The sequence below is a fragment of the Caballeronia sp. GAWG1-1 genome, assembly GCF_023631465.1.
In the GTDB taxonomy this organism is placed as follows: Bacteria; Pseudomonadota; Gammaproteobacteria; order Burkholderiales; family Burkholderiaceae; genus Caballeronia.
The window spans coordinates 44,183-62,901 of record NZ_JALQDB010000023.1 but is presented as its reverse complement, the minus strand read 5'-3'; the positions used below and the strand labels follow the sequence as shown (position 1 = coordinate 62,901).

The window sequence follows — 18,719 nt, the reverse complement described above, 5'->3', positions numbered from 1 at the left end:
AGCCGGCTTGCCTTTCGACGGTAGCCGCCGGGACCGCGTCTGCAGCTTGAAAGCGCAGAAAATCTCACGCATACGCTCGACGCGCTTCAAGACTGCCGAACGCGCCAGCGCTCATCACCCCTTCTGCAACATCGCCTTCAACATCGCCATCCGATCCTTCGGCGACAACGGTGCTTCTTCGGCCGTCGGCGGCGGTGCATCGTCGAGCAGCATCTCGGGGATGAAGCGCGATGGCTCGCACACCACCGTTTCCCGCGCCCGCTTGCGCTTCTTGCACCAGTTCAGATGCAGGCTGCGCTGCGCCCGCGTGATCGCCACATACATGAGCCGCCGTTCTTCCTCGATACGCGCGGAATCCACTGGCGCGTCATCGTCCGAACTGCCGCGATGCGGCATGATGCCTTCCTCCACGCCCACCAGAAACACGTGCGGATATTCGAGCCCCTTCGACGCATGCACCGTCGATAGCCGCACCGCGTCCGGATCTTCATCGCGGCCTTCGAGCATGGACATCAGCGCGACGGTTTGAATCAGGCCGAGCAGATTCTTGCCGTCATCCGAAAGACCGTCGGCCGTATCGAACCCGGTTTGTTCCGCTTCCGCCGATGGCTCTGGCTTCGTGCCCTTGCGCTTGAGCCACTCGCAGAATTCGAGCACGTTCTGCCACTTCGATTGCGCCTGCCGTTCGTCGTAGGCATCGTAGAGATACGCTTCGTAGTGGATCGCTTCCATCATGTCGTCGAGCACGGTGCTCGCCGGATCGCGCGCGGCGCGGTCCGACAGCCTGCGAGTCCACTCGCAAAACGTGCGCAGCGGTTCCACTTGCCGCGCCGACAAGCGCGCCTCGATACCGCCCATGAACACGGCCTCGAAGAGCGACACCTTCGCCGCGCCGGCGAACGCGCCGAGCGCTTCGAGCGTCGTGTTGCCGACACCGCGACGCGGCGTCGTGATCGCGCGGATGAACGCGGGGTCGTCGTCGGGATTCGCGATCAGCCGCAAATACGCGATGATGTCCTTGATCTCGGCGCGGTCGAAAAACGACTGCCCGCCCGACAGCACATACGGAATGCGCTCACGCCGCAAAACCTGTTCGAAGATGCGCGCCTGAAAGTTGCCGCGATACAGAATGGCGTAGTCGCGAAACGCCGCGCGCCGTTCGAACTTGTGCGCCGACAGCCGGAACACGACGGACTCCGCTTCGTGCTCTTCGTCATTGCAACCGGTCACGGTGATGCTGTCGCCCATGCCGTGCTCGGACCAGAGCTTTTTCTCGAACAGTTTGGGATTGTTGGCGATCACATTGTTCGCCGCTGTCAGAATCCGCACCGTCGAGCGATAGTTCTGCTCCAGCTTCACCACATGCAGTTTCGGGAAGTCCTTGCTCAACTGTCCGAGGTTTTCCAGCGTGGCGCCACGCCAGCCGTAAATGGCCTGATCGTCGTCGCCCACGGCGGTGAAGGCGGCGCGCGGACCAGCCAGCAGCTTCAACAACTCGTACTGACAGGCGTTGGTGTCCTGATACTCGTCGATCAAGAGATATCGCAGACGGTTCTGCCACTTGTCGCGAACCTGCTCGTTTTCGGCGAACAGTTGCGCGGGACGCAGGATGAGATCGTCGAAATCCAGCGCCTGATACGCATGCAAGGTCGCCGCGTAGCTCCGATAAACAATCGCCGCCTGATGCTCGTCTTCGTTATTCGCGAGCACGGACGCCTGATCGGGCGAGACCATCGCGTTCTTCCACAGCGAGATGATCGACTGCACCTTGCGGATCAAGCCCTTGTCGGTCGTGCCGAGCTGCTCCTGAACCATGCCGAAGCAATCGTCCGAATCCATGATGGAGAACTGCGGTTTGAGGCCGACATGTTCCGCTTCCTGACGCATGATCTGCACGCCGAGCGAGTGAAACGTGCAGATGGTCAACTGATTCACGGGCACCTTGCGGCCTTCCTTGCCGGGCGTCGTGAGCGTTTTGCCTTCGAGCAGCTTCGCGGTGCGCTCGCGCATTTCGAGCGCGGCCTTGTTGGTGAAGGTGAGGGCGGCAATGTGCCTAGGCTCGAAGCCGCGTCCTTCGATCAGATGCGCGATCTTCTGCGTGATCACGCGCGTCTTGCCGCTGCCCGCGCCGGCGAGCACGAGACAGGGACCGTCGAGATAGCGCACGGCTTCGCTTTGCGCGGCGTTCAGACCTGCGGACATCGTTTTGGACTTTGAGTTGAGGCTCGCGGCGGCGCCGGTGCCTGATGGACTGCGCGCATCGCAGCGACGCGCGTGCGACCGCAAAAAATCCGCGAGAGCGCGATGTTAACACGATAGAACGCGACGGGTTTTGGCCCTCGTTCGTTCGGACGATGGGTGGCGCTCGCGATTGCGTCTTGTCGCCAAGCGGGACCATCGTCCGTCAATTGGCGGATGATCGTGACGCCGCCGTGAACGACGCATCGAGCGCGCCGCGTTCAACTGACATGCCACAATATCCAGCCGGATTACCGATTCAAAGGACGCCAAGCATGAGTTCAAAACTGAAAGTCGGCGTGATGGGCTATGGTCTGGCGGGCGCGACGTTTCACGCGCCGGTCATCGAACACTGCGGCCGCGCGGAGGTGACGGCCATCGCGACGAGCCAGGCCGAGCGCGCCGAGGCCGATTATCCCGATGCACGGATCGTCGCCGATTTCGATGCGCTCCTCGCCATCGACGCGCTCGATTGCATCGTCATCGCCACGCCCAACGACACGCACTTCGACCTCGCGCATCGCGCGTTGTCGGCGGGCAAGCATGTGGTCGTCGACAAACCCGTGACGCTTTCCTCGCGCGATGCCCGCACGCTCGCCGATCTCGCCGCATCGCGCGGGCTTCTGTTCGCGCCGTTCCACAATCGCCGTTGGGATGGCGATTTCATGACCGTGCGCGCGTTGATCGAAAGCGGGCGGCTTGGGCGCATCACGCATTACGAATCGCATTTCGACCGCTTTCGTCCGAAAGTGCCGCAGCGCTGGCGTGAGGAAGCATCGCGCGGCGGCGGCTTGCTGTTCGATCTCGGGCCGCATCTGATCGATCAGGCGCTGACGTTGTTCGGCGCGCCCGCGACGGTGACGGCGTTCGTGAAGGCGCATCGCGACCACGCGCATGCGCCGGATTACGTGCATCTCGTGCTCGGCTATGCGGATAAGGAAGTAGTTCTGCATGCAAGCGCGCTCGCGGCGCTCGATCCGCCGCGTTTCACGATTCACGGCACGCGCGGCAGCTATGTGAAGAGCGGGCTCGATGTGCAGGAAGATCAACTGCGCTCCGGCATGCGGCCGGGGCATTCGGAATTCGGCAAGAACCCGCCGGGCTTGCTGCGCGAAGTCGATGGCGATCACGATCTGCGTCAGGCTTTCGCCACCCGCGACGGAGCGTATGTGGAGTTTTATCGGGCGTTGGCGGGGGCCGTGTTAGACGGCAAACCGTTCCCCGTTAAGCCGCAGGATGCGGTGGATGTGATGGCGATCATCGAGCTGGCCATTCAGAGTGAAAAGGAAGGGCGGCGGGCGGAGTTTGTTCGACATTGACGAAGCGGCCTTTGCGCTCACTCGAACGATTGCGGCAATAATTCCGTGCCTTCCAGCAGGGGCATTTAATTCACATTAAAGAGACAAACGCCTGGCGCGATCGAGGCGGTAGTATTTCGAATCGACCGCAAACGAATATCCGGAGTGCGTTCCCTTGAATGTCCCGAAAGCTGTTGCAACAGAGTGGCTATGCGATCTGATCGATATGGTGATCACGGCGCAGAGCAACGAATTCCAGGTAAGGCGCATCGAGCGAGAAGCGCTTGCGTTCTTGAGCAAGGGCCGCGAACGTCCTGAGATATGTTGGCTCGTACTCGCATTCACCGCGTTCCTCCGTGGTGATCGCGACGAATGCGTTCGTTGCTCCGAAGCCGCGCAGGCACTAGCGAGGCATGACGTCACCATTCTGACCAATGTGGCGTCGCTAATGTGCGATCTCGGAGAGCCGCGCATGGCGGTGAACTACGCGCGCTTGCTCGCCGATACGCAGCGTAGCGACCCGACAAGCCGGGTCAAGGCGGCTCGTGTATTCGTCACGGCGCTGCATGCCGAAGAGGCGGCGGCAATCATGCTTGCTCATGATCTCAATGCAACCGTTGCCGAAGGCGATGCGGAGCTGCCGCGCGACATCGAAGCAACGGCACAGATCTTTCTTCGTTGCGGCGTCGATGCCGAGCAACGGCTTGCTTTGTTGGAAACGGCGGTCGAAGCAATCCGCTCGCAGGGCTGCATGATTCGCGGCAGCAGGTTGATGATTTACGACGACACAACGAGATACGAGCTTTATGTCGACGAAACTGCAAGCCAGTGTGGAAACGTCAACTTCGCGATTGCGGAGGCATTGACCACGACCTTCGATAACGCGTACCCAGAGGTGATTACCTTCGTCTGTCGCCCTGTTGGTTCGCTTAGTGCGCTTGCCTCTCGCAGTGCGCTAATGGAGGTGGTGCAATGAGCATCGAGGTTTCCGATCTGCTGCATCTGGCGCAGCAGTTGTCGGCAGGCAATAGCGAATGCGAATGGCGATCCGGCGCGTCGCGAGCTTATTACGCCGCTTATCACAAAACGCTTGCCGTGGCGGACGCTTGCTTGCCGTCAACGCGCGAGGTTGCCGGTCAACATGAACGGCTGACAAATCGGCTCATGACCGTAGGGAACAGAGGCCGGGCGCTGGCCTACGTGCTCATCGACCTGAAAAAAGTGCGTACGCACGCGGATTACCATCTCACGGAGCCGTTTAGTCAGCACGACGCCACCGACCTCGTCGCGAACTGTCTGGCGTTCTTGCCGAAAACCGATGCATTTCAGGGGCAAATCAACTCGACCCTGTCAACGACGTTCTGAGGCCGACGCATGGCAAGGCATCGTCGCCAGCCACAACCCGCTCCACCGCACACTCAGCCCCGTCCGAATCCGTTTGACAAGCCTAATTCGGTCGCGTAAATTCGGCCGCACGCGTCGGGAGAGCGCGTGGCTTCTGTCGATTTCAAAATCGCCAAGCGAGCCGCGCCGCCGAAGGGGCACACCCACAAACTCTCAGGCAAAAGGACCGGCCGCGTCGAAGAAATCGCCCTTTCGGGCAATTTTTTCGCACTCTGGAGAGCGGCAGCGGCATCGAACGATGTCAGCAGCCCACCGAAGGGGCGCGCGACGGATTTTTTGATCCGCGCAATCTCTCAGGTACCGAGGACAGAGGGGTCACGCATCGCAACCGCCAGCCGGTATGCGCTTTGCGCTGCTGAAAGTCAGCGAGCAAAGGCATAGTCCGCGGCGAAGGCAGATTTCTGCGCGCTGCGTGGCCTTTTTTGTTTCGCGAACCGAGGCCCCGATGACCGCTCTTCAACACACGCCCTTGCATGCCGCCCACCTTTCGCTCAACGCGCGCATGGTCGATTTCGGCGGCTGGGACATGCCCGTCAACTACGGTTCGCAAATCGACGAACATCACGCCGTCCGAACCGACGCAGGCATGTTCGACGTATCGCACATGCGCGTCGTCGATTTCGAAGGCGACGCCGTTCGCCCCTTCTTCCTGCACGCCATCGCCAATAACGTCGACAAGCTGACGACGCCCGGCCGCGCACTGTATTCGTGCCTGCTCAAGACCGACGGCGGCGTCATCGACGATCTGATCGTCTACTACTTCTCCGAAACGAGTTTCCGCGTGGTCGTGAACGCGAGCACGGCGGATAAAGACATCGCGTGGTTCCAGCAACTGAACGCGGAAGGTGGTTTCGATCTGTCGATCCGCCCGCGCGGCGATTTCGGCATCATCGCGGTGCAAGGTCCGAATGCACGCGAAAAGGTTTGGCAAGTGCTGCCGCAGACGCGCGCCGAAACCGAATCGCTCAAACCCTTCAATGCGGCGAAGTTCGCAACCACGCCCTTCGGCGAACTGATGCTCGCGCGCACCGGCTACACCGGCGAGGACGGCTTCGAGATCGTGGTTTCCGCCACGCACGTGGAAGCGCTGTGGAACGCGCTCCGTGAAGCCGGCGTGAAGCCCGCAGGCCTCGGCGCACGCGACACCTTGCGTCTCGAAGCCGGCATGAATCTCTACGGTCAGGACATGGATGAAACCGTGTCGCCGCTCGACGCCGGCCTCGCCTGGACCGTCGACCTGAAAACCCCGCGCGATTTCGTCGGCCGCGCCGCGCTCGAAGCGAACGGCTCGCAGTCGAACTTCGTCGGGCTCGTGCTCATCAAGGAGAACGGGCGTGCGGCTGGCGTGCTGCGCGCGCATCAGAAGGTCGTCACGGCGCACGGCGAAGGCGAGATCACGAGCGGCACGTTTTCGCCGTCGATGCAGGAGTCGATTGCGTTCGCTCGCGTCCCGACGCAAGTGGCGATCGGCGATACGGTGCAAGTGCTCATCCGCGACAAGCAAGTTGCCGCGCGCGTGGTAAAACTTCCGTTCGTGCGCAACGGCAAGACGCTCGTGAGCCTTTGAGGCCCGACAGCGGACGAACGTGGCGCGCGCCATCCGATCACGAATCCCACGAACGAATTACGCAAGGAGCATCCAATGAGCATCCCGGCCGATCTGAAATATACCGAATCGCATGAATGGGTCCGCACCGAATCCGACGGCACACTGACCATCGGCATTACCGATCACGCGCAGGAAGCGCTGGGCGACATCGTGTTCGTCGAGCTGCCCGCAGCGGGCAAGGCAGTCGCGGCGGGCGACGCCATCGCGGTGATCGAATCCGTGAAAGCGGCATCCGATATTTACGCGCCGGTGTCGGGCGAAGTCGTCGCCGCGAACGACGCGTTGACTTCGTCGCCGGATTCGGTGAATGGCGCACCGTACGAAAGCTGGCTCTTCAAGATCAAGCCGGCCGCCGACGCCAGTCTCGACAAGCTGCTCGACGCCGAAGGCTACGGCAAGTCGATCGGCGAATAACTCATCTCAATGACGAAAGCGGTTGCGTTTCCAACCGGCCGCTTTGCAGGAATTCACATGAAGCTCGAACATCCGGATCACCTGATGAACCGCACCTCCCTGTCCCTCGCCGCGCTCGAATGCCATGACGCATTCGCGGCACGGCACATCGGTCCCGACGATGCCGACCAGCGCGCCATGCTCGACGCGCTCGGGTTCGCATCGCGCGCGGCGTTCATCGACGCGGTGATTCCGGAATCGATCCGCCGTCAGGAAACGCTGCCGCTCGGCGCGTTCACGCAGCCGAAAAGCGAAGCGGAAGCGCTCGCGTCGCTGCGCAAGCTGGCGAACGAGAATCTCGTGTTTCGCACGTATATCGGCCAGGGTTATTACGGCACGCACACGCCGGGCGTGATCCTGCGCAACGTGCTGGAAAATCCGGCGTGGTACACGGCTTATACGCCGTATCAGCCCGAGATTTCGCAAGGGCGTCTGGAAGCGCTTCTGAACTTTCAGCAGATGGTGATGGATCTCACGGGTCTCGCCATCTCGAACGCGTCGCTGCTCGACGAAGCCACTGCCGCCGCCGAAGCCATGACGCTTCTGCAACGCGTCGGCAAGCCGAAATCGAACGTGTTCTATGTGGCCGACGACGTGCTGCCGCAGACCATCGAAGTGGTAAAGACGCGCGCTAAGCCGGCGGGCATCGACGTGCAGGTGGGACCGGCTGCGGATGCCGCGAGCGCGAACGCCTTCGGCGTGCTGCTGCAATATCCCGGCGCGAATGGCGACGTTCGCGACTACCGCGCGCTCGCCGAAGCGGTGCATGCGGCGGGCGGTTACGTGATCGCCGCAGCCGACTTGCTGGCGCTCACGCTCATCACGCCGCCGGGCGAATGGGGCGCGGACGTGGCTATCGGCAATACGCAGCGTTTCGGCGTGCCGGTCGGCTTCGGCGGTCCGCACGCGGCGTACATGGCCGTGCGCGACGAATTCAAGCGTCAGATGCCGGGCCGTCTCGTCGGCGTGACTATCGACGCGCAAGGCAATTCCGCGCTGCGTCTCGCGCTGCAAACGCGCGAACAGCATATCCGTCGCGAGAAGGCGACGTCGAATGTCTGCACGGCGCAGGCGCTGCTCGCGATCATGGCGAGCATGTACGCGGTCTATCACGGCCCGCAGGGTCTCAAGACCATTGCGCTGCGCGTGAATCGCGTCGCGTCGGTGTTCGCGGCGGGCGTGCGAAAGCTCGGCTACGCGCTCACCAACGACACGTTCTTCGATACCGTGACCATCGAAAGCGGCGCGAGCACCAACGCGCTGCATCAAGCCGCTTACGCCGCGCATGTGAATCTGCGTCATGTGAGCGCGAATCGCGTCGGTGTGTCGCTCGATGAAACCACGACGCGCGACGATCTCACGAAGCTCTTCGCGCTGTTCGCCGAAGTCGCGGGCAAGAACGAGACGTTCGATATCGACGCGCTCGATGCATCGCTTGCCGATCCATTGCCCGCAGATCTCAAGCGCACGAGCGAATACCTCACGCATCCGGTTTTCAATCGCCATCATTCCGAGCACGAAATGCTGCGCTATCTGCGCAGTCTCGCGGACAAGGACCTCGCGCTCGACCGCACGATGATCCCGCTCGGCTCCTGCACGATGAAGCTCAACGCGACCTCCGAAATGCTGCCGGTCACGTGGCCCGAGTTCGCGCAGATTCATCCATTCGCGCCGGCGGAACAGACGGTCGGCTATCGCACGATGATCGATCAGCTCGAACAGATGCTCGTCGCGTGCACCGGCTATGCGGCGGTGTCGTTGCAGCCGAACGCCGGTTCGCAGGGCGAATACGCCGGCTTGCTCATCATTCACGCGTATCACGAGTCGCGCGGCGAAGGGCATCGCAATGTGTGTCTGATTCCGGCGTCCGCGCACGGCACGAATCCGGCTTCGGCGCAGATGGCGGGCATGCAGGTCGTCGTCGTTGCATGCGATACGAACGGCAACGTCGATATCGAAGACCTGAAGGCGAAGGCCGAAAAGCATTCGGCGAATCTCGCGGCGATCATGATCACGTATCCGTCGACGCATGGCGTGTTCGAGCGCAACGTCCGCGAAATCTGCGAGATCGTGCACGCGCACGGCGGCCAGGTGTATGTCGACGGCGCGAACATGAATGCGATGGTCGGCCTCACCGCGCCCGGCCAGTTCGGCGGCGATGTCTCGCATCTGAACTTGCACAAGACGTTCTGCATTCCGCACGGCGGCGGCGGACCGGGCGTGGGTCCGGTCGCGGTTGGCGCGCATCTGGCCAAGTTTCTGCCGAATCAGGCTTCGACCGGTTACAAGCGCGATGACGCGGGCATCGGCGCGGTATCGTCGGCGCCCTACGGCTCGGCCGCGATCTTGCCGATCTCGTGGATGTATATCGCGATGATGGGCGCGGAAGGTCTCACCGCCGCGACGGCAAGCGCGATTCTCGCGGCCAACTACGTCGCGAAGCGCCTCGCGCCGCATTATCCGGTGCTGTATAGCGGGCCGGGCGGGCTCGTCGCGCACGAATGCATTCTCGATGTCCGGCCGATCAAGGAATCGAGCGGCATCTCGGTGGAAGACGTGGCCAAGCGTCTGATCGACTACGGCTTCCACGCGCCGACGATGAGCTTTCCGGTGCCCGGCACGCTGATGGTGGAACCGACCGAATCGGAGTCGAAGGAAGAGCTGGATCGCTTCATCGACGCGATGATCGCCATTCGCAACGAGATTCGCGCGGTGGAAGAAGGCAGCGCGGATCGCGAAGACAACGTGCTGAAGAACGCGCCGCACACGGCGGCGGTCGTTACGTCGGATGCGTGGGACCACAAGTACACGCGTGAAGCGGCGGCGTATCCGCTGAAGTCGCTCGTGACGCGCAAGTATTGGTCGCCGGTTGGCCGCGCGGATAACGCGTATGGCGACCGCAATCTGATGTGCTCGTGCGTGCCGATCTCGGAGTACACGGACGAGTAATCGATCAAAACCGCGGAACCGCCCGGAAACGTCAAGCATTGTCGGGCGGTTTTGCAGCGCGAGTCAGAAGGGCTAACATCTCACCCCGGACCAAAAGCCAAAACAGGGAGTTCATATGGCGACAAGGGTGCGAGAGGTGAACGAGACGAAGCGCTTCCATGCCGCGCGATTCATGCTGTGGGCGTTGGCTTGCGCCGCGCCGTCCGCGCATGCGGCGATGAATTTCTGCGCCGCGCCCGCCATGCAGACGAGCGAGCGCACCAATGCCGATCCCGGCGTGAAGGCGCTCGTGCAGATGGTGCAATCGCACGTCAACGACCAGCCGCAGCCGCTCGCGAAACTGCATACCGAAGGCACGCTGCCGCACGAAGGCATACGCGACGAGAGCATCGAAGCCGAAAAGGATCTCGGCTTGATGCGCGATGCCGCGCTCGCCTGGCGCGCGACCGGCGACGAGCGTTATCTGCGTCTCGTCGACCGCTTTCTGTTCGCGTGGACGACAACGTATCAGCCGAGTTTCAATCCGATCGACGAGACCAACTTCGAGTCGCTGATCCTCGCCTACGATCTGACCGCGAGCGCGTTGCCGGTGAAGACGCGCAACACGGCGAACGCGTTCATCACGAAGATGGTGACGGGCTACGTCGCCGACATGGACAAGCAGAAGCGCCCGCTCACGGGCACGTATCGGAACAACTGGCAGAGTCATCGCGTGAAGCTGGTGGCGATGGGCGCATTCACCATCGACGACCGCAAGCTCATCAACGCGGCGCAGCGGCTGTTCGTCGAGCATATCGGCGACAACATCGCGCCGGATGGGTCGACCGTCGATTTCGCCGAACGCGATGCCTTGCGCTACGTCACCTACGATCTTCAGCCGCTCGTGACGGCGGCGCTGGCCGCGCGACGGCATAACCGCAACTGGCTGCCGGAGCGCGCGCAGTCGGGCGCAACGCTCGCGCAAGCGCTTAACTGGCTTACCCCGTATGCGCTCGGCACCCGCACGCATGACGAATTCGTGCATTCGACCGTGTCTTTCGATGCCAAGCGTCGCGAGGCCGGATTGCCGGGATTCTCGGGTCAGTGGGACCCGAAAAACTCGGCGGAACTCTTTCATCTCGCGGCGCGTCTCGACGGCCGTTATGCGCCGGTGGCGTTGCGGCTCGCGCCGACGCCGCCTGCGTGGCTCGCGGTGTGTCTGCCGTTGCCGGCGCGATGATCCCGTCTCAAGCAGCTCAAGCAAGGAGCATTCATGGCAGTCAGCGTATTCGACCTCTTCAAGATCGGCATCGGACCTTCGAGCTCACATACCGTGGGCCCGATGCGCGCCGCGCTGATGTTCGCGCAAGGGCTCGAACGCGATGGGCTGCTGGACGCGGTGGCATCGGTGAAATGCGAGCTGTACGGATCGCTCGGTGCGACGGGTAAAGGCCACGGCACGGACCGCGGCGTCATGCTCGGCTTGATGGGCGATGCCCCCGACACGGTCGATGCGGGCACCATCGCGCCGCGCCTCGAAACCGTACGCACGTCCAGGACGCTCGCGCTGCTCGGCACGCACAAGATTCCGTTCACGCTGAAGGAGAACATTGCGTTCTATCGGCAGGCGTTGCCGGAGCATCCGAACGGCATGAAGCTGCACGCATTCGATGCGAGCGGCGAGCCGTTGCGCGAGGCGACGTATCTGTCGGTGGGCGGCGGCTTCGTGGTGACGGCGGGCGCGGCGAACACGGCGGTGCTCACGGCCATCGAACACTTGCCCTACGCCTTCAAGACGGGCGATGAGTTGATGAAGATGTGCGCCGATTCGGGCAAGTCCATCGCGCAACTGATGTGGGAAAACGAGCGCGTGTGGCGCAGCGAGGACGAGATTCGCGCGGGCTTGTTGCGAATCTGGGACGTGATGCAGGATTGCGTCGCGCGCGGCTGCGGCATCGGCAATCCGGATGCGGATGGGCATCTGCCGGGTCCGTTCCAGGTGAAGCGGCGTGCGCCGGTGTTGTATCGCGCGCTCGCCGGCAAACCCGAGCAGGCGCTGCGCGATCCGCTATCGATGATGGACTGGATCAACCTCTACGCCATCGCCGTGAATGAAGAGAACGCGGTTGGCGGCCGCGTGGTGACAGCGCCGACGAACGGCGCGGCGGGCATCATTCCGGCGGTGCTGCATTACTACGATCGGTTTTTGCCGGGATCGAATGCGCAGGGCGTGATCGATTTTCTGCTGACGGCGGCGGCCATTGGCATCCTCTACAAGATGAATGCGTCGATTTCGGGCGCGGAAGTGGGATGTCAGGGCGAAGTGGGCGTTGCGTGCTCGATGGCCGCCGGGGGACTTGCGGCGGTGATGGGCGGCACGCCCGCGCAGGTGGAGAACGCGGCGGAAATCGGCATGGAGCACAACCTTGGGCTCACGTGCGACCCGGTGGGCGGCATGGTGCAGATTCCGTGCATCGAACGTAACGCGATGGGATCGGTGAAGGCCGTCAACGCGGCGCGCATGGCGATGCGCGGCGATGGATCGCATTATGTTTCGCTGGATTCGGTCATTAAAACCATGCGCGAGACAGGGGCGGATATGAAGACGAAGTATAAGGAGACTTCGCGGGGTGGGTTGGCGGTGAATATCGTGGAGTGTTGAGGCGTTTCGCCTTCACCGCTTTCATCGCGAATCATGAAACACGTTCTCCCACCAGTCGTCCATCCGGCAGCTTCTCAACGCCATTCTCCGTGCTTAGCATGACCATGTATCGACTGTCGCGCAGACCGGAGTAGCGGCTCCGCGCTTTCGTCTCATTGGGTCAAGCAACGGAATGGCGTTTCATGAGTACAGACAGCACCGTTTTCATCACCGTTCGATATGAAGGCAACGAAGCCGAGCAACACGAGATCGAACTCCATCAGCTAGGCCAGTCGATTCAAGGCTTCGCTCGCATCTTCGCTATCTGCGCAAACGTCCTCAGAACAGGTAAGATCGCCCGGCATCTCGACTCGCTGGAAGTCAGAGTCATGGCGGTTCCCGTAGCGGAACATAATTGCTTCGAGGTCCTAGCGATGATCAAAACCTTGGCGACGAGCAAGGACTTGTGGTCCGGCGCGTTCGGCGCGCTGCTAGCTGCGGTCGTTCAGTACGTGTTGTCACGCAAAGCTCGGAACGGAGACGAAGACCTGATGGAATTCCTGAAAGATACGTTGCAACAGGCATTGCACAACAATCAGCTCGAAAGTCAGCGCTTCGCAATGACCATCGAGAAGATGATGGTAACGATCGAGAAACTCGCCGAATCTCTCCGCCCCGCCGCACGACAGGCATTAAGTCCTATTGGCCGAAGCTGCAACCGCATCGACTTGTATGCCGGCGATTGCGCCTTCGTCACGCTCGACTCTGGGCACAAGCAGGCATTCGCCGATGCCGAAGCCGTTCTCTCGGATCATCTGGCCACGTACGACGGCCTCATCTCCGAGTTCGACATGGCGACCGGCGCGTGCAAGGTGACGCTCGAAGGCGAGCCGTCACGCATTCCGGCCATCGTCACCGACCCCATCTTCAACCGCCCCAACAATCCCTATGTCGAGGCGATGGCCTGCGCAATCTCGCTGCGCTTTCTCGCCAAGGCAGACCTCGACGCGGACGGCAATCCTAGCAAACTGTATATCTCCGACACAGCGGAGCAAAGCCGAAGCGCGGCCGGCCCGCACCTCAAGCCCCAATCAAATTAACCACTTTCACATTCCGCGTATCCGGCACTTCCGCATAAGAAAGCACCTTCAACTGCGGCAGACTCCGGCGCAGGAACCGCGCAAGCATCGCGCGTAGCGAATGCTGCACGAGCAGCACCGGCGGCAAGCCCAGGTTCTGCTGACGCAGCATCGCGTTCTGCGTCGAGTTCATCAGCGTCTGCGCAAGCCCCGGCTCCAGTCCAGGGTTCGCGCCCGTCGAAAGCGCCTGCGACAACACACGCTCCAGCATCGGATCGAGGCCCATCACCTGAAGGTCGTCGGTGCCCGGAAACCACTGCTGCGAAATCGCGCGGCCGAGCGCAAGGCGCACCGCAGCCGTAAGCTCGTAGGGATCGGCAAGTCGCGGCGCGTGCTCCTGCACCGCGTCGAGAATGGTGCGCATGTCGCGAATCGGCACGCTTTCGTCGAGCAGATTCTGCAGCACCTTCTGCAACAGCGTGAGCGAAATGGTCTTCGGCACGAGATCCTCGGTGAGCGACGGCGTGTCCTTGCCAATACGATCCAGCAACGCCTGCACTTCCTGACGCCCAAGCAATTCCGCCGCGTGCGTCACGACGAGATGATTCAAATGCGTCGCGACCACCGTGCTGGCATCGACGACCGTGTAGCCATAAACCTGCGCCTGTTCGCGCATATTCGTGTCGATCCACACTGCCGGCAAGCCGAACGCCGGGTCCTGCGTCTGCGGGCCCGGCAAAGTCACCGACACCTGCCCCGGATTGATCGCGAGCCACTGTCCCGGAAACACTTCGCCAACGCCCACTTCCACGCCCTTCAGCGCAATGCGATAGCCGTTCGGCCGCAATTCCAGGTTGTCGCGAATATGAATGACAGGCGGCAAAAACCCGATTTCCTGCGCGAACTTCTTGCGAATGCCCTTGATACGCTTGAGCAATTCTCCATCCGTATTGCGATCGACGAGCGGAATCAGCCGGTAGCCCACTTCGAGGCCGAGCGGATCGATCAGCGCGACATCATCCCAGCTCGCTTCGGCATTCTCCACCGGCGCGGCCGCGACCGGCGTGATGTCCGTAACGTTGCCGGCTTTCTTCTTCGCTTCGGCGCGCTTGTTCATCGAACGCGCGGCGTAGATCAAGCCGCCACCGAGCAGCATGAACGCAAAGTGCGGCATGCCCGGAATCAACCCCATCACGCCGATGATCACGCCCGTGATCATCAACACGCGCGGGTTCTGGAACAACTGGCCGGTCAACTGCGTACCGATGTCTTCCTCGGTCGCGACGCGCGACACGATCACGCCCGCCGCCGTCGAAATGATGAGCGAAGGAATCTGCGCGACGAGGCCATCGCCGATGGTCAGGAGCGTGTAGTTCGTCGCCGCGTGGCCGAAGTCCATGTCGTGCTGAAGCATGCCGACGATCAGCCCGCCCACGATGTTGATCACCATGATCAGCAAGCCCGCGATCGCGTCGCCGCGCACGAACTTGCTCGCACCGTCCATCGAACCGTAGAACTCGGCTTCTTGCGCCACCGCCGTGCGGCGCTTCTTCGCGGTTTCTTCGTTGATGAGGCCGGCGTTCAGGTCGGCGTCGATAGCCATTTGCTTGCCGGGCATCGCGTCGAGAGTGAAGCGCGCGCCGACTTCCGCGATACGTCCCGCGCCCTTCGTGATCACCATGAAGTTGATGATCATCAGAATCACGAAGACGACGATACCCACGGCGAAATTGCCACCAACGAGAAAGTGGCCGAACGATTCGATCACCTGACCGGCAGCGTCCGGGCCGGTATGACCTTCGAGCAGCACGATCCGCGTGGACGCCACGTTCAGCGACAGGCGCAGCAGCGTCGAGAACAGCAGCACGGCGGGGAAGGCCGCGAAGTCGAGCGGCTTCTGTGTGTACATGCTGACGAGCAGCACCATCACCGAGAGCGCGATGTTGAAGGTGAACAGCAAATCCAGCAGGAACGCCGGCAACGGCAAGATCATCATGCCGAGGATCATGCAGATCAGGATCGGACCGGCGAGCGCGCGCAAATTCTGCGTGCCGAGCGCGTCGGGCCGTTTGGCGAAAAATCCAGCGCGCGCGTTCATGCTGCGGCTCCATTCGAGGTGTCATCGGCGCCGAGTACGTCGGCGGCTTCTTGTTCGGCATCGGCGTCGGAGACGCTGCCCTTGTCGAGTTCTTTCGGTACTTCGAGATCGGACGGATCGTCCGGCTTGGCGCCGCCGTCTTCGCGATACCGGCGCAGCTGATAAACCCACGCCAGCACCTGCGCGACAGCGCCGTACAGCGCGCCTGGAATCTCGCGGTTGATTTCCACGTTGTGATAGAGCGCACGCGCAAGCGGCGGCGCTTCGAGCAGCGGCACGTTATGCTCGCGGCCCAATTCGCGGATACGCGCGGCCACCAGATCCACACCCTTGGCGACGACCTTCGGCGCGCGCATTTCGCCATCGGCGTACTTCAGCGCGACGGCGAAGTGCGTCGGGTTGGTGACGATGACATCGGCGGTCGGAATTGCCTGCATCATGCGGCGGCGGGCGGCGGCGCGTTGTTGCGCACGGATGCGGCCCTTCACGTGCGGGTCGCCTTCGCTTTCCTTGTGTTCGCGCTTCACTTCTTCCTTGCTCATGCGCAGCTTCTTCGCGTGCGAATAAAGCTGATACGGCACATCGACGGCGGCGACGAGAAAAAGGCCGCCGATGGCCATGCCGCAGCACACGAACAGCAGATGCATGGCGTCGGCGAGCGCGAGGTCGAGCGGCTTGGTCAAGAGACCGAGCACTTCGGCCTTGCGGCTCCACATGGCCGAGCCCGCCATGCCGCCGACGACCACGGTTTTCAGCATCGACATGCCGAGCTGGATCGGACCGTTCGACGAGAACATCTTGCCGAGGCCGCTGATCGGATTGAGCCGGCCGAAGTTCGGGGCAAGCGGCTTCGTGGTGATGAGCCAGCCGCCGAGCGCCATGGGTGCGGCGAGCGCGGCGGCGGCGGTGAGCGCGAGCACCGGCAGCATGGCGAGCATGCCTTCCTTGCTGGCGTTGGCAGCGCCGATCATCATCTGATGGGTATCGAGCACGTTCTCGTGATTGAAGGTGAACGCGCCGCGCAGAATGCCTTGCAGATGACCGTAGATCGGACCCGACAAACCCCATACCCCGAAAAATCCCGCCGCGAGGAGCGCGAACGATGCGAGTTCCCGCGAGCGCGCAACCTGGCCTTCCTCCCGCGCCTTTTCGAGGCGCCTGGGAGTGGCTGATTCGGTTTTTTCGAGATCGCTTTCTTCTGCCACCGCGCTTCGACTCCGGTTCGACTGCGTTAATCGCCATGCACGCGGCGCGAAGCCGCTTCTTGATGAAAGCGATTATTGCGGAGGACGTCGAGCCACCATCGGCGGATAAGGCCGGGGAAAGGGGGTTTATTCGGGTGATGAGAGGCGTTGGAACGGACGCGCCGCGCGGTGGAAGCGTTGATCCGGCGATGTGCCGCGCCGACTGCATGTAAGCGTTGGCATTCGCCGAAAGTCGGACGCCAGCGGACTGAAGGAAGCTCCGACGCTCCGGGAAGTGCGAGGCTTATCGGTGAAAGGGAGCGTCAACGCTTGCCGCTGCGACCATCGGCACACTCGCCGGAATCACGTGCCGACGGTTCGAAAGCGCGGATCGTTCACCGCGCCCGCCCGGCTAGAGGCTGCGCGGAGCTTCGAACGACTGCAAATCAGCGGGCTTCGCAAGAGCCAGAGGCGTCAGCAAGCCGGCGATCGAATCAGGCGCGACCGCGTCGAAAAACCAACCCGCCGACAGATAACCAGCCTCGGCCGCCAGCCAGAGCGCCAAGCGACGTGCGCCCCGATCGAGACAAGAAGCCCGAGAAAGCGTTGGAGAACGGCTGTCGTTTACCGAGTGCCAGCGGAGCAAGCCGCGCCGGCCCGAAAGCGCACCCGGCAAATGCAACCCTCCAACAAATCCTCAAGCTCCCGGCAACCGCCCATCCGGCCCGTAAAAGCCCGCCTTCGACGGCGCAACCTGCAACGCGGCGAGCGCCTTGCGGTTGTATTCCATGCGCGTGCGGATCAACACGCCGTTGTTGTTGTTGCCTTGACGCGCACGGCGAGCGGCGGCGCACAACAACGCCCATTGCTCGGCGATGCGCGCATCGCCCTGAGCGGCGACTTCCATGCCGGCGAAACCGCCCGGCAGGTCGAGCGCGTGCAAATGCGCGTCGCGATCTTTCTCGAGCGCGGCGATGCGCTCGGTCAACTCGGTCTTGTTCTCGATGATTTCCGGCAGCGCTTCGAGCGGCTGCGCGGCGATCAGCGCCTTTTCCTCGTGGGCGAGGAGGGCTTCGAACGCCAGAACGGCGGCGACTTCTTCGGTAACGGTGGACAGCAGGGCGTCTCTCATTGCAGCTCGCTAAAAAAACGCGGGTTTCACAATGCGCCTGCCGCCGTCGAATTCCGGTTCCGTTGCGCGTCTGCTTTCGAAGCGAAAGCGGGCGCGGCGGAGAAAGAACTCAGGCGCCAGCGGGCGCGGTTCTGGTTTGCAGCATGTCGCGCGCGGAACTCAGCATGCCGTCGGCGATCTTGGCGGCGTCAATCTTGTAGCTGCCGTCGCGCAGTGCAGCCTTGATCGAATCGACTTTCGCCGTATCGACGTCGGCGCTGTTCGACGCGCGCAGACCCGACGACAGCGATGACAGACTCACTTTCGAGTTCTGCGCGGCGGTCGTGCCGGCTTGCGCCACGCTAGAAGCGCTCTTGGCGTCGTTTTGCGATGCACGTTGCGTAGCGTCTTGAATTCCAGCCAGTGCGATGTTGCTGTTCGATTCGATTTTCACGATGTCTATTCCCGTACTTGTTGAGTCCTTTATCGGCGGGGGTGTTTGGAAACTTTACCCAACCGGGGGACCCATACGGGGCATCGACTCGCTCGTCGCCCGCAAAGCCTTACGGGGCAGGCTTCAGAGCAATTGCAACAAAGTGAAACAAACTGTTATCTGGCCCACATAAGGGCTCTTGCGGCTCGTTCAGACCGATTCGTTCGGACGATGGAGCGCCGA

The 18,719-nt window shown here is 62.2% G+C and carries 15 protein-coding genes and 2 riboswitches; of the genes, 9 read left to right on the top strand and 6 right to left on the bottom strand.

Features of this window, described 5'->3' with window-relative positions:
• Nucleotides 1–114 precede the first annotated feature (114 nt).
• Nucleotides 115–2,202: a UvrD-helicase domain-containing protein gene (locus tag NCT03_RS13690; protein WP_250492819.1), complete on the bottom strand. Its 2,088-nt coding sequence runs from the start codon at nt 2,200–2,202 to the stop codon at nt 115–117.
• Nucleotides 2,203–2,513: 311 nt separating this feature from the next.
• Here NCT03_RS13690 and NCT03_RS13685 point away from each other — a divergent pair, with 311 nt between their 5' ends.
• The 9 genes from NCT03_RS13685 (at nt 2,514) to NCT03_RS13645 (ending at nt 13,671) form a co-directional block, all read left to right on the top strand.
• The gene (locus NCT03_RS13685) at nt 2,514–3,557 is read left to right on the top strand and encodes an oxidoreductase (protein ID WP_250492818.1); all 1,044 of its coding nucleotides are present in this window, start codon (nt 2,514–2,516) and stop codon (nt 3,555–3,557) included.
• A gap of 154 nt (nt 3,558–3,711) precedes the next feature.
• Nucleotides 3,712–4,512, top strand: a complete 801-nt coding sequence (locus NCT03_RS13680) for a hypothetical protein (protein WP_250492816.1) — start codon at nt 3,712–3,714, stop codon at nt 4,510–4,512.
• Nucleotides 4,509–4,901 (top strand): hypothetical protein, encoded by a 393-nt coding sequence (locus NCT03_RS13675; RefSeq protein WP_250492814.1) that lies wholly within the window; start codon nt 4,509–4,511, stop codon nt 4,899–4,901. Before NCT03_RS13680 ends, NCT03_RS13675 begins: the two co-directional genes overlap by 4 nt.
• 105 nt (nt 4,902–5,006) lie before the next feature.
• A riboswitch (glycine riboswitch) is annotated at nt 5,007–5,120 on the top strand.
• A gap of 22 nt (nt 5,121–5,142) precedes the next feature.
• A riboswitch (glycine riboswitch) is annotated at nt 5,143–5,260 on the top strand.
• Between the two features lie 125 nt (nt 5,261–5,385).
• The gene (gene gcvT, locus NCT03_RS13670) at nt 5,386–6,507 is read left to right on the top strand and encodes a glycine cleavage system aminomethyltransferase GcvT (protein ID WP_250492813.1); all 1,122 of its coding nucleotides are present in this window, start codon (nt 5,386–5,388) and stop codon (nt 6,505–6,507) included.
• A gap of 75 nt (nt 6,508–6,582) precedes the next feature.
• On the top strand, nt 6,583–6,963 hold the full coding sequence (gene gcvH / locus NCT03_RS13665) for a glycine cleavage system protein GcvH (protein ID WP_250466057.1): 381 nt from the start codon (nt 6,583–6,585) through the stop codon (nt 6,961–6,963).
• Nucleotides 6,964–7,020: 57 nt separating this feature from the next.
• Nucleotides 7,021–9,951 (top strand): aminomethyl-transferring glycine dehydrogenase, encoded by a 2,931-nt coding sequence (gcvP, locus tag NCT03_RS13660; RefSeq protein ID WP_250492811.1) that lies wholly within the window; start codon nt 7,021–7,023, stop codon nt 9,949–9,951.
• Between the two features lie 172 nt (nt 9,952–10,123).
• Nucleotides 10,124–11,170, top strand: a complete 1,047-nt coding sequence (locus tag NCT03_RS13655) for an alginate lyase family protein (protein ID WP_250492886.1) — start codon at nt 10,124–10,126, stop codon at nt 11,168–11,170.
• A 33-nt stretch (nt 11,171–11,203) separates the two neighbouring features.
• Complete coding sequence (locus NCT03_RS13650; protein WP_250466053.1) at nt 11,204–12,592, top strand: L-serine ammonia-lyase; 1,389 nt, start codon at nt 11,204–11,206, stop codon at nt 12,590–12,592.
• Nucleotides 12,593–12,774: 182 nt separating this feature from the next.
• Nucleotides 12,775–13,671, top strand: coding sequence for a DUF7946 domain-containing protein (locus NCT03_RS13645; RefSeq protein ID WP_250492809.1), 897 nt, complete (start codon nt 12,775–12,777; stop codon nt 13,669–13,671).
• Here the strand turns inward: NCT03_RS13645 and flhA are convergent.
• From flhA to flgM, 5 genes are all read right to left on the bottom strand, one after another.
• Nucleotides 13,652–15,748: a flagellar biosynthesis protein FlhA gene (gene flhA, locus NCT03_RS13640; protein WP_244826565.1), complete on the bottom strand. Its 2,097-nt coding sequence runs from the start codon at nt 15,746–15,748 to the stop codon at nt 13,652–13,654. The two genes, NCT03_RS13645 and flhA, sit on opposite strands and share 20 nt — an antisense overlap.
• On the bottom strand, nt 15,745–16,953 hold the full coding sequence (gene flhB, locus NCT03_RS13635) for a flagellar biosynthesis protein FlhB (RefSeq protein WP_244826564.1): 1,209 nt from the start codon (nt 16,951–16,953) through the stop codon (nt 15,745–15,747). The genes flhA and flhB overlap by 4 nt, the downstream gene beginning before the upstream one ends.
• A 391-nt stretch (nt 16,954–17,344) precedes the next feature.
• On the bottom strand, nt 17,345–17,497 hold the full coding sequence (locus tag NCT03_RS13630; protein WP_250492807.1) for a hypothetical protein: 153 nt from the start codon (nt 17,495–17,497) through the stop codon (nt 17,345–17,347).
• A gap of 132 nt (nt 17,498–17,629) precedes the next feature.
• Complete coding sequence (locus NCT03_RS13625) at nt 17,630–18,064, bottom strand: flagella synthesis protein FlgN (RefSeq protein ID WP_244826563.1); 435 nt, start codon at nt 18,062–18,064, stop codon at nt 17,630–17,632.
• A 109-nt stretch (nt 18,065–18,173) separates the two neighbouring features.
• A complete protein-coding gene (gene flgM, locus NCT03_RS13620) occupies nt 18,174–18,497 on the bottom strand; it encodes a flagellar biosynthesis anti-sigma factor FlgM (RefSeq protein WP_250492805.1) in 324 nt (107 codons plus the stop codon).
• Nucleotides 18,498–18,719: the final 222 nt, after the last annotated feature.

Coding starts and splice junctions, on each gene's coding strand:
- NCT03_RS13690 (WP_250492819.1), bottom strand. CDS start 2,202: ATGTCCGCAGGTCTGAACGCCGCGCAAAGCGAAGCCGTGCGCTATCTC.
- NCT03_RS13685 (WP_250492818.1), top strand. CDS start 2,514: ATGAGTTCAAAACTGAAAGTCGGCGTGATGGGCTATGGTCTGGCGGGC.
- NCT03_RS13675 (WP_250492814.1), top strand. CDS start 4,509: ATGAGCATCGAGGTTTCCGATCTGCTGCATCTGGCGCAGCAGTTGTCG.
- gcvT (WP_250492813.1), top strand. CDS start 5,386: ATGACCGCTCTTCAACACACGCCCTTGCATGCCGCCCACCTTTCGCTC.
- gcvH (WP_250466057.1), top strand. CDS start 6,583: ATGAGCATCCCGGCCGATCTGAAATATACCGAATCGCATGAATGGGTC.
- gcvP (WP_250492811.1), top strand. CDS start 7,021: ATGAAGCTCGAACATCCGGATCACCTGATGAACCGCACCTCCCTGTCC.
- NCT03_RS13655 (WP_250492886.1), top strand. CDS start 10,124: ATGCTGTGGGCGTTGGCTTGCGCCGCGCCGTCCGCGCATGCGGCGATG.
- NCT03_RS13650 (WP_250466053.1), top strand. CDS start 11,204: ATGGCAGTCAGCGTATTCGACCTCTTCAAGATCGGCATCGGACCTTCG.
- NCT03_RS13645 (WP_250492809.1), top strand. CDS start 12,775: ATGAGTACAGACAGCACCGTTTTCATCACCGTTCGATATGAAGGCAAC.
- flhA (WP_244826565.1), bottom strand. CDS start 15,748: ATGAACGCGCGCGCTGGATTTTTCGCCAAACGGCCCGACGCGCTCGGC.
- NCT03_RS13625 (WP_244826563.1), bottom strand. CDS start 18,064: ATGAGAGACGCCCTGCTGTCCACCGTTACCGAAGAAGTCGCCGCCGTT.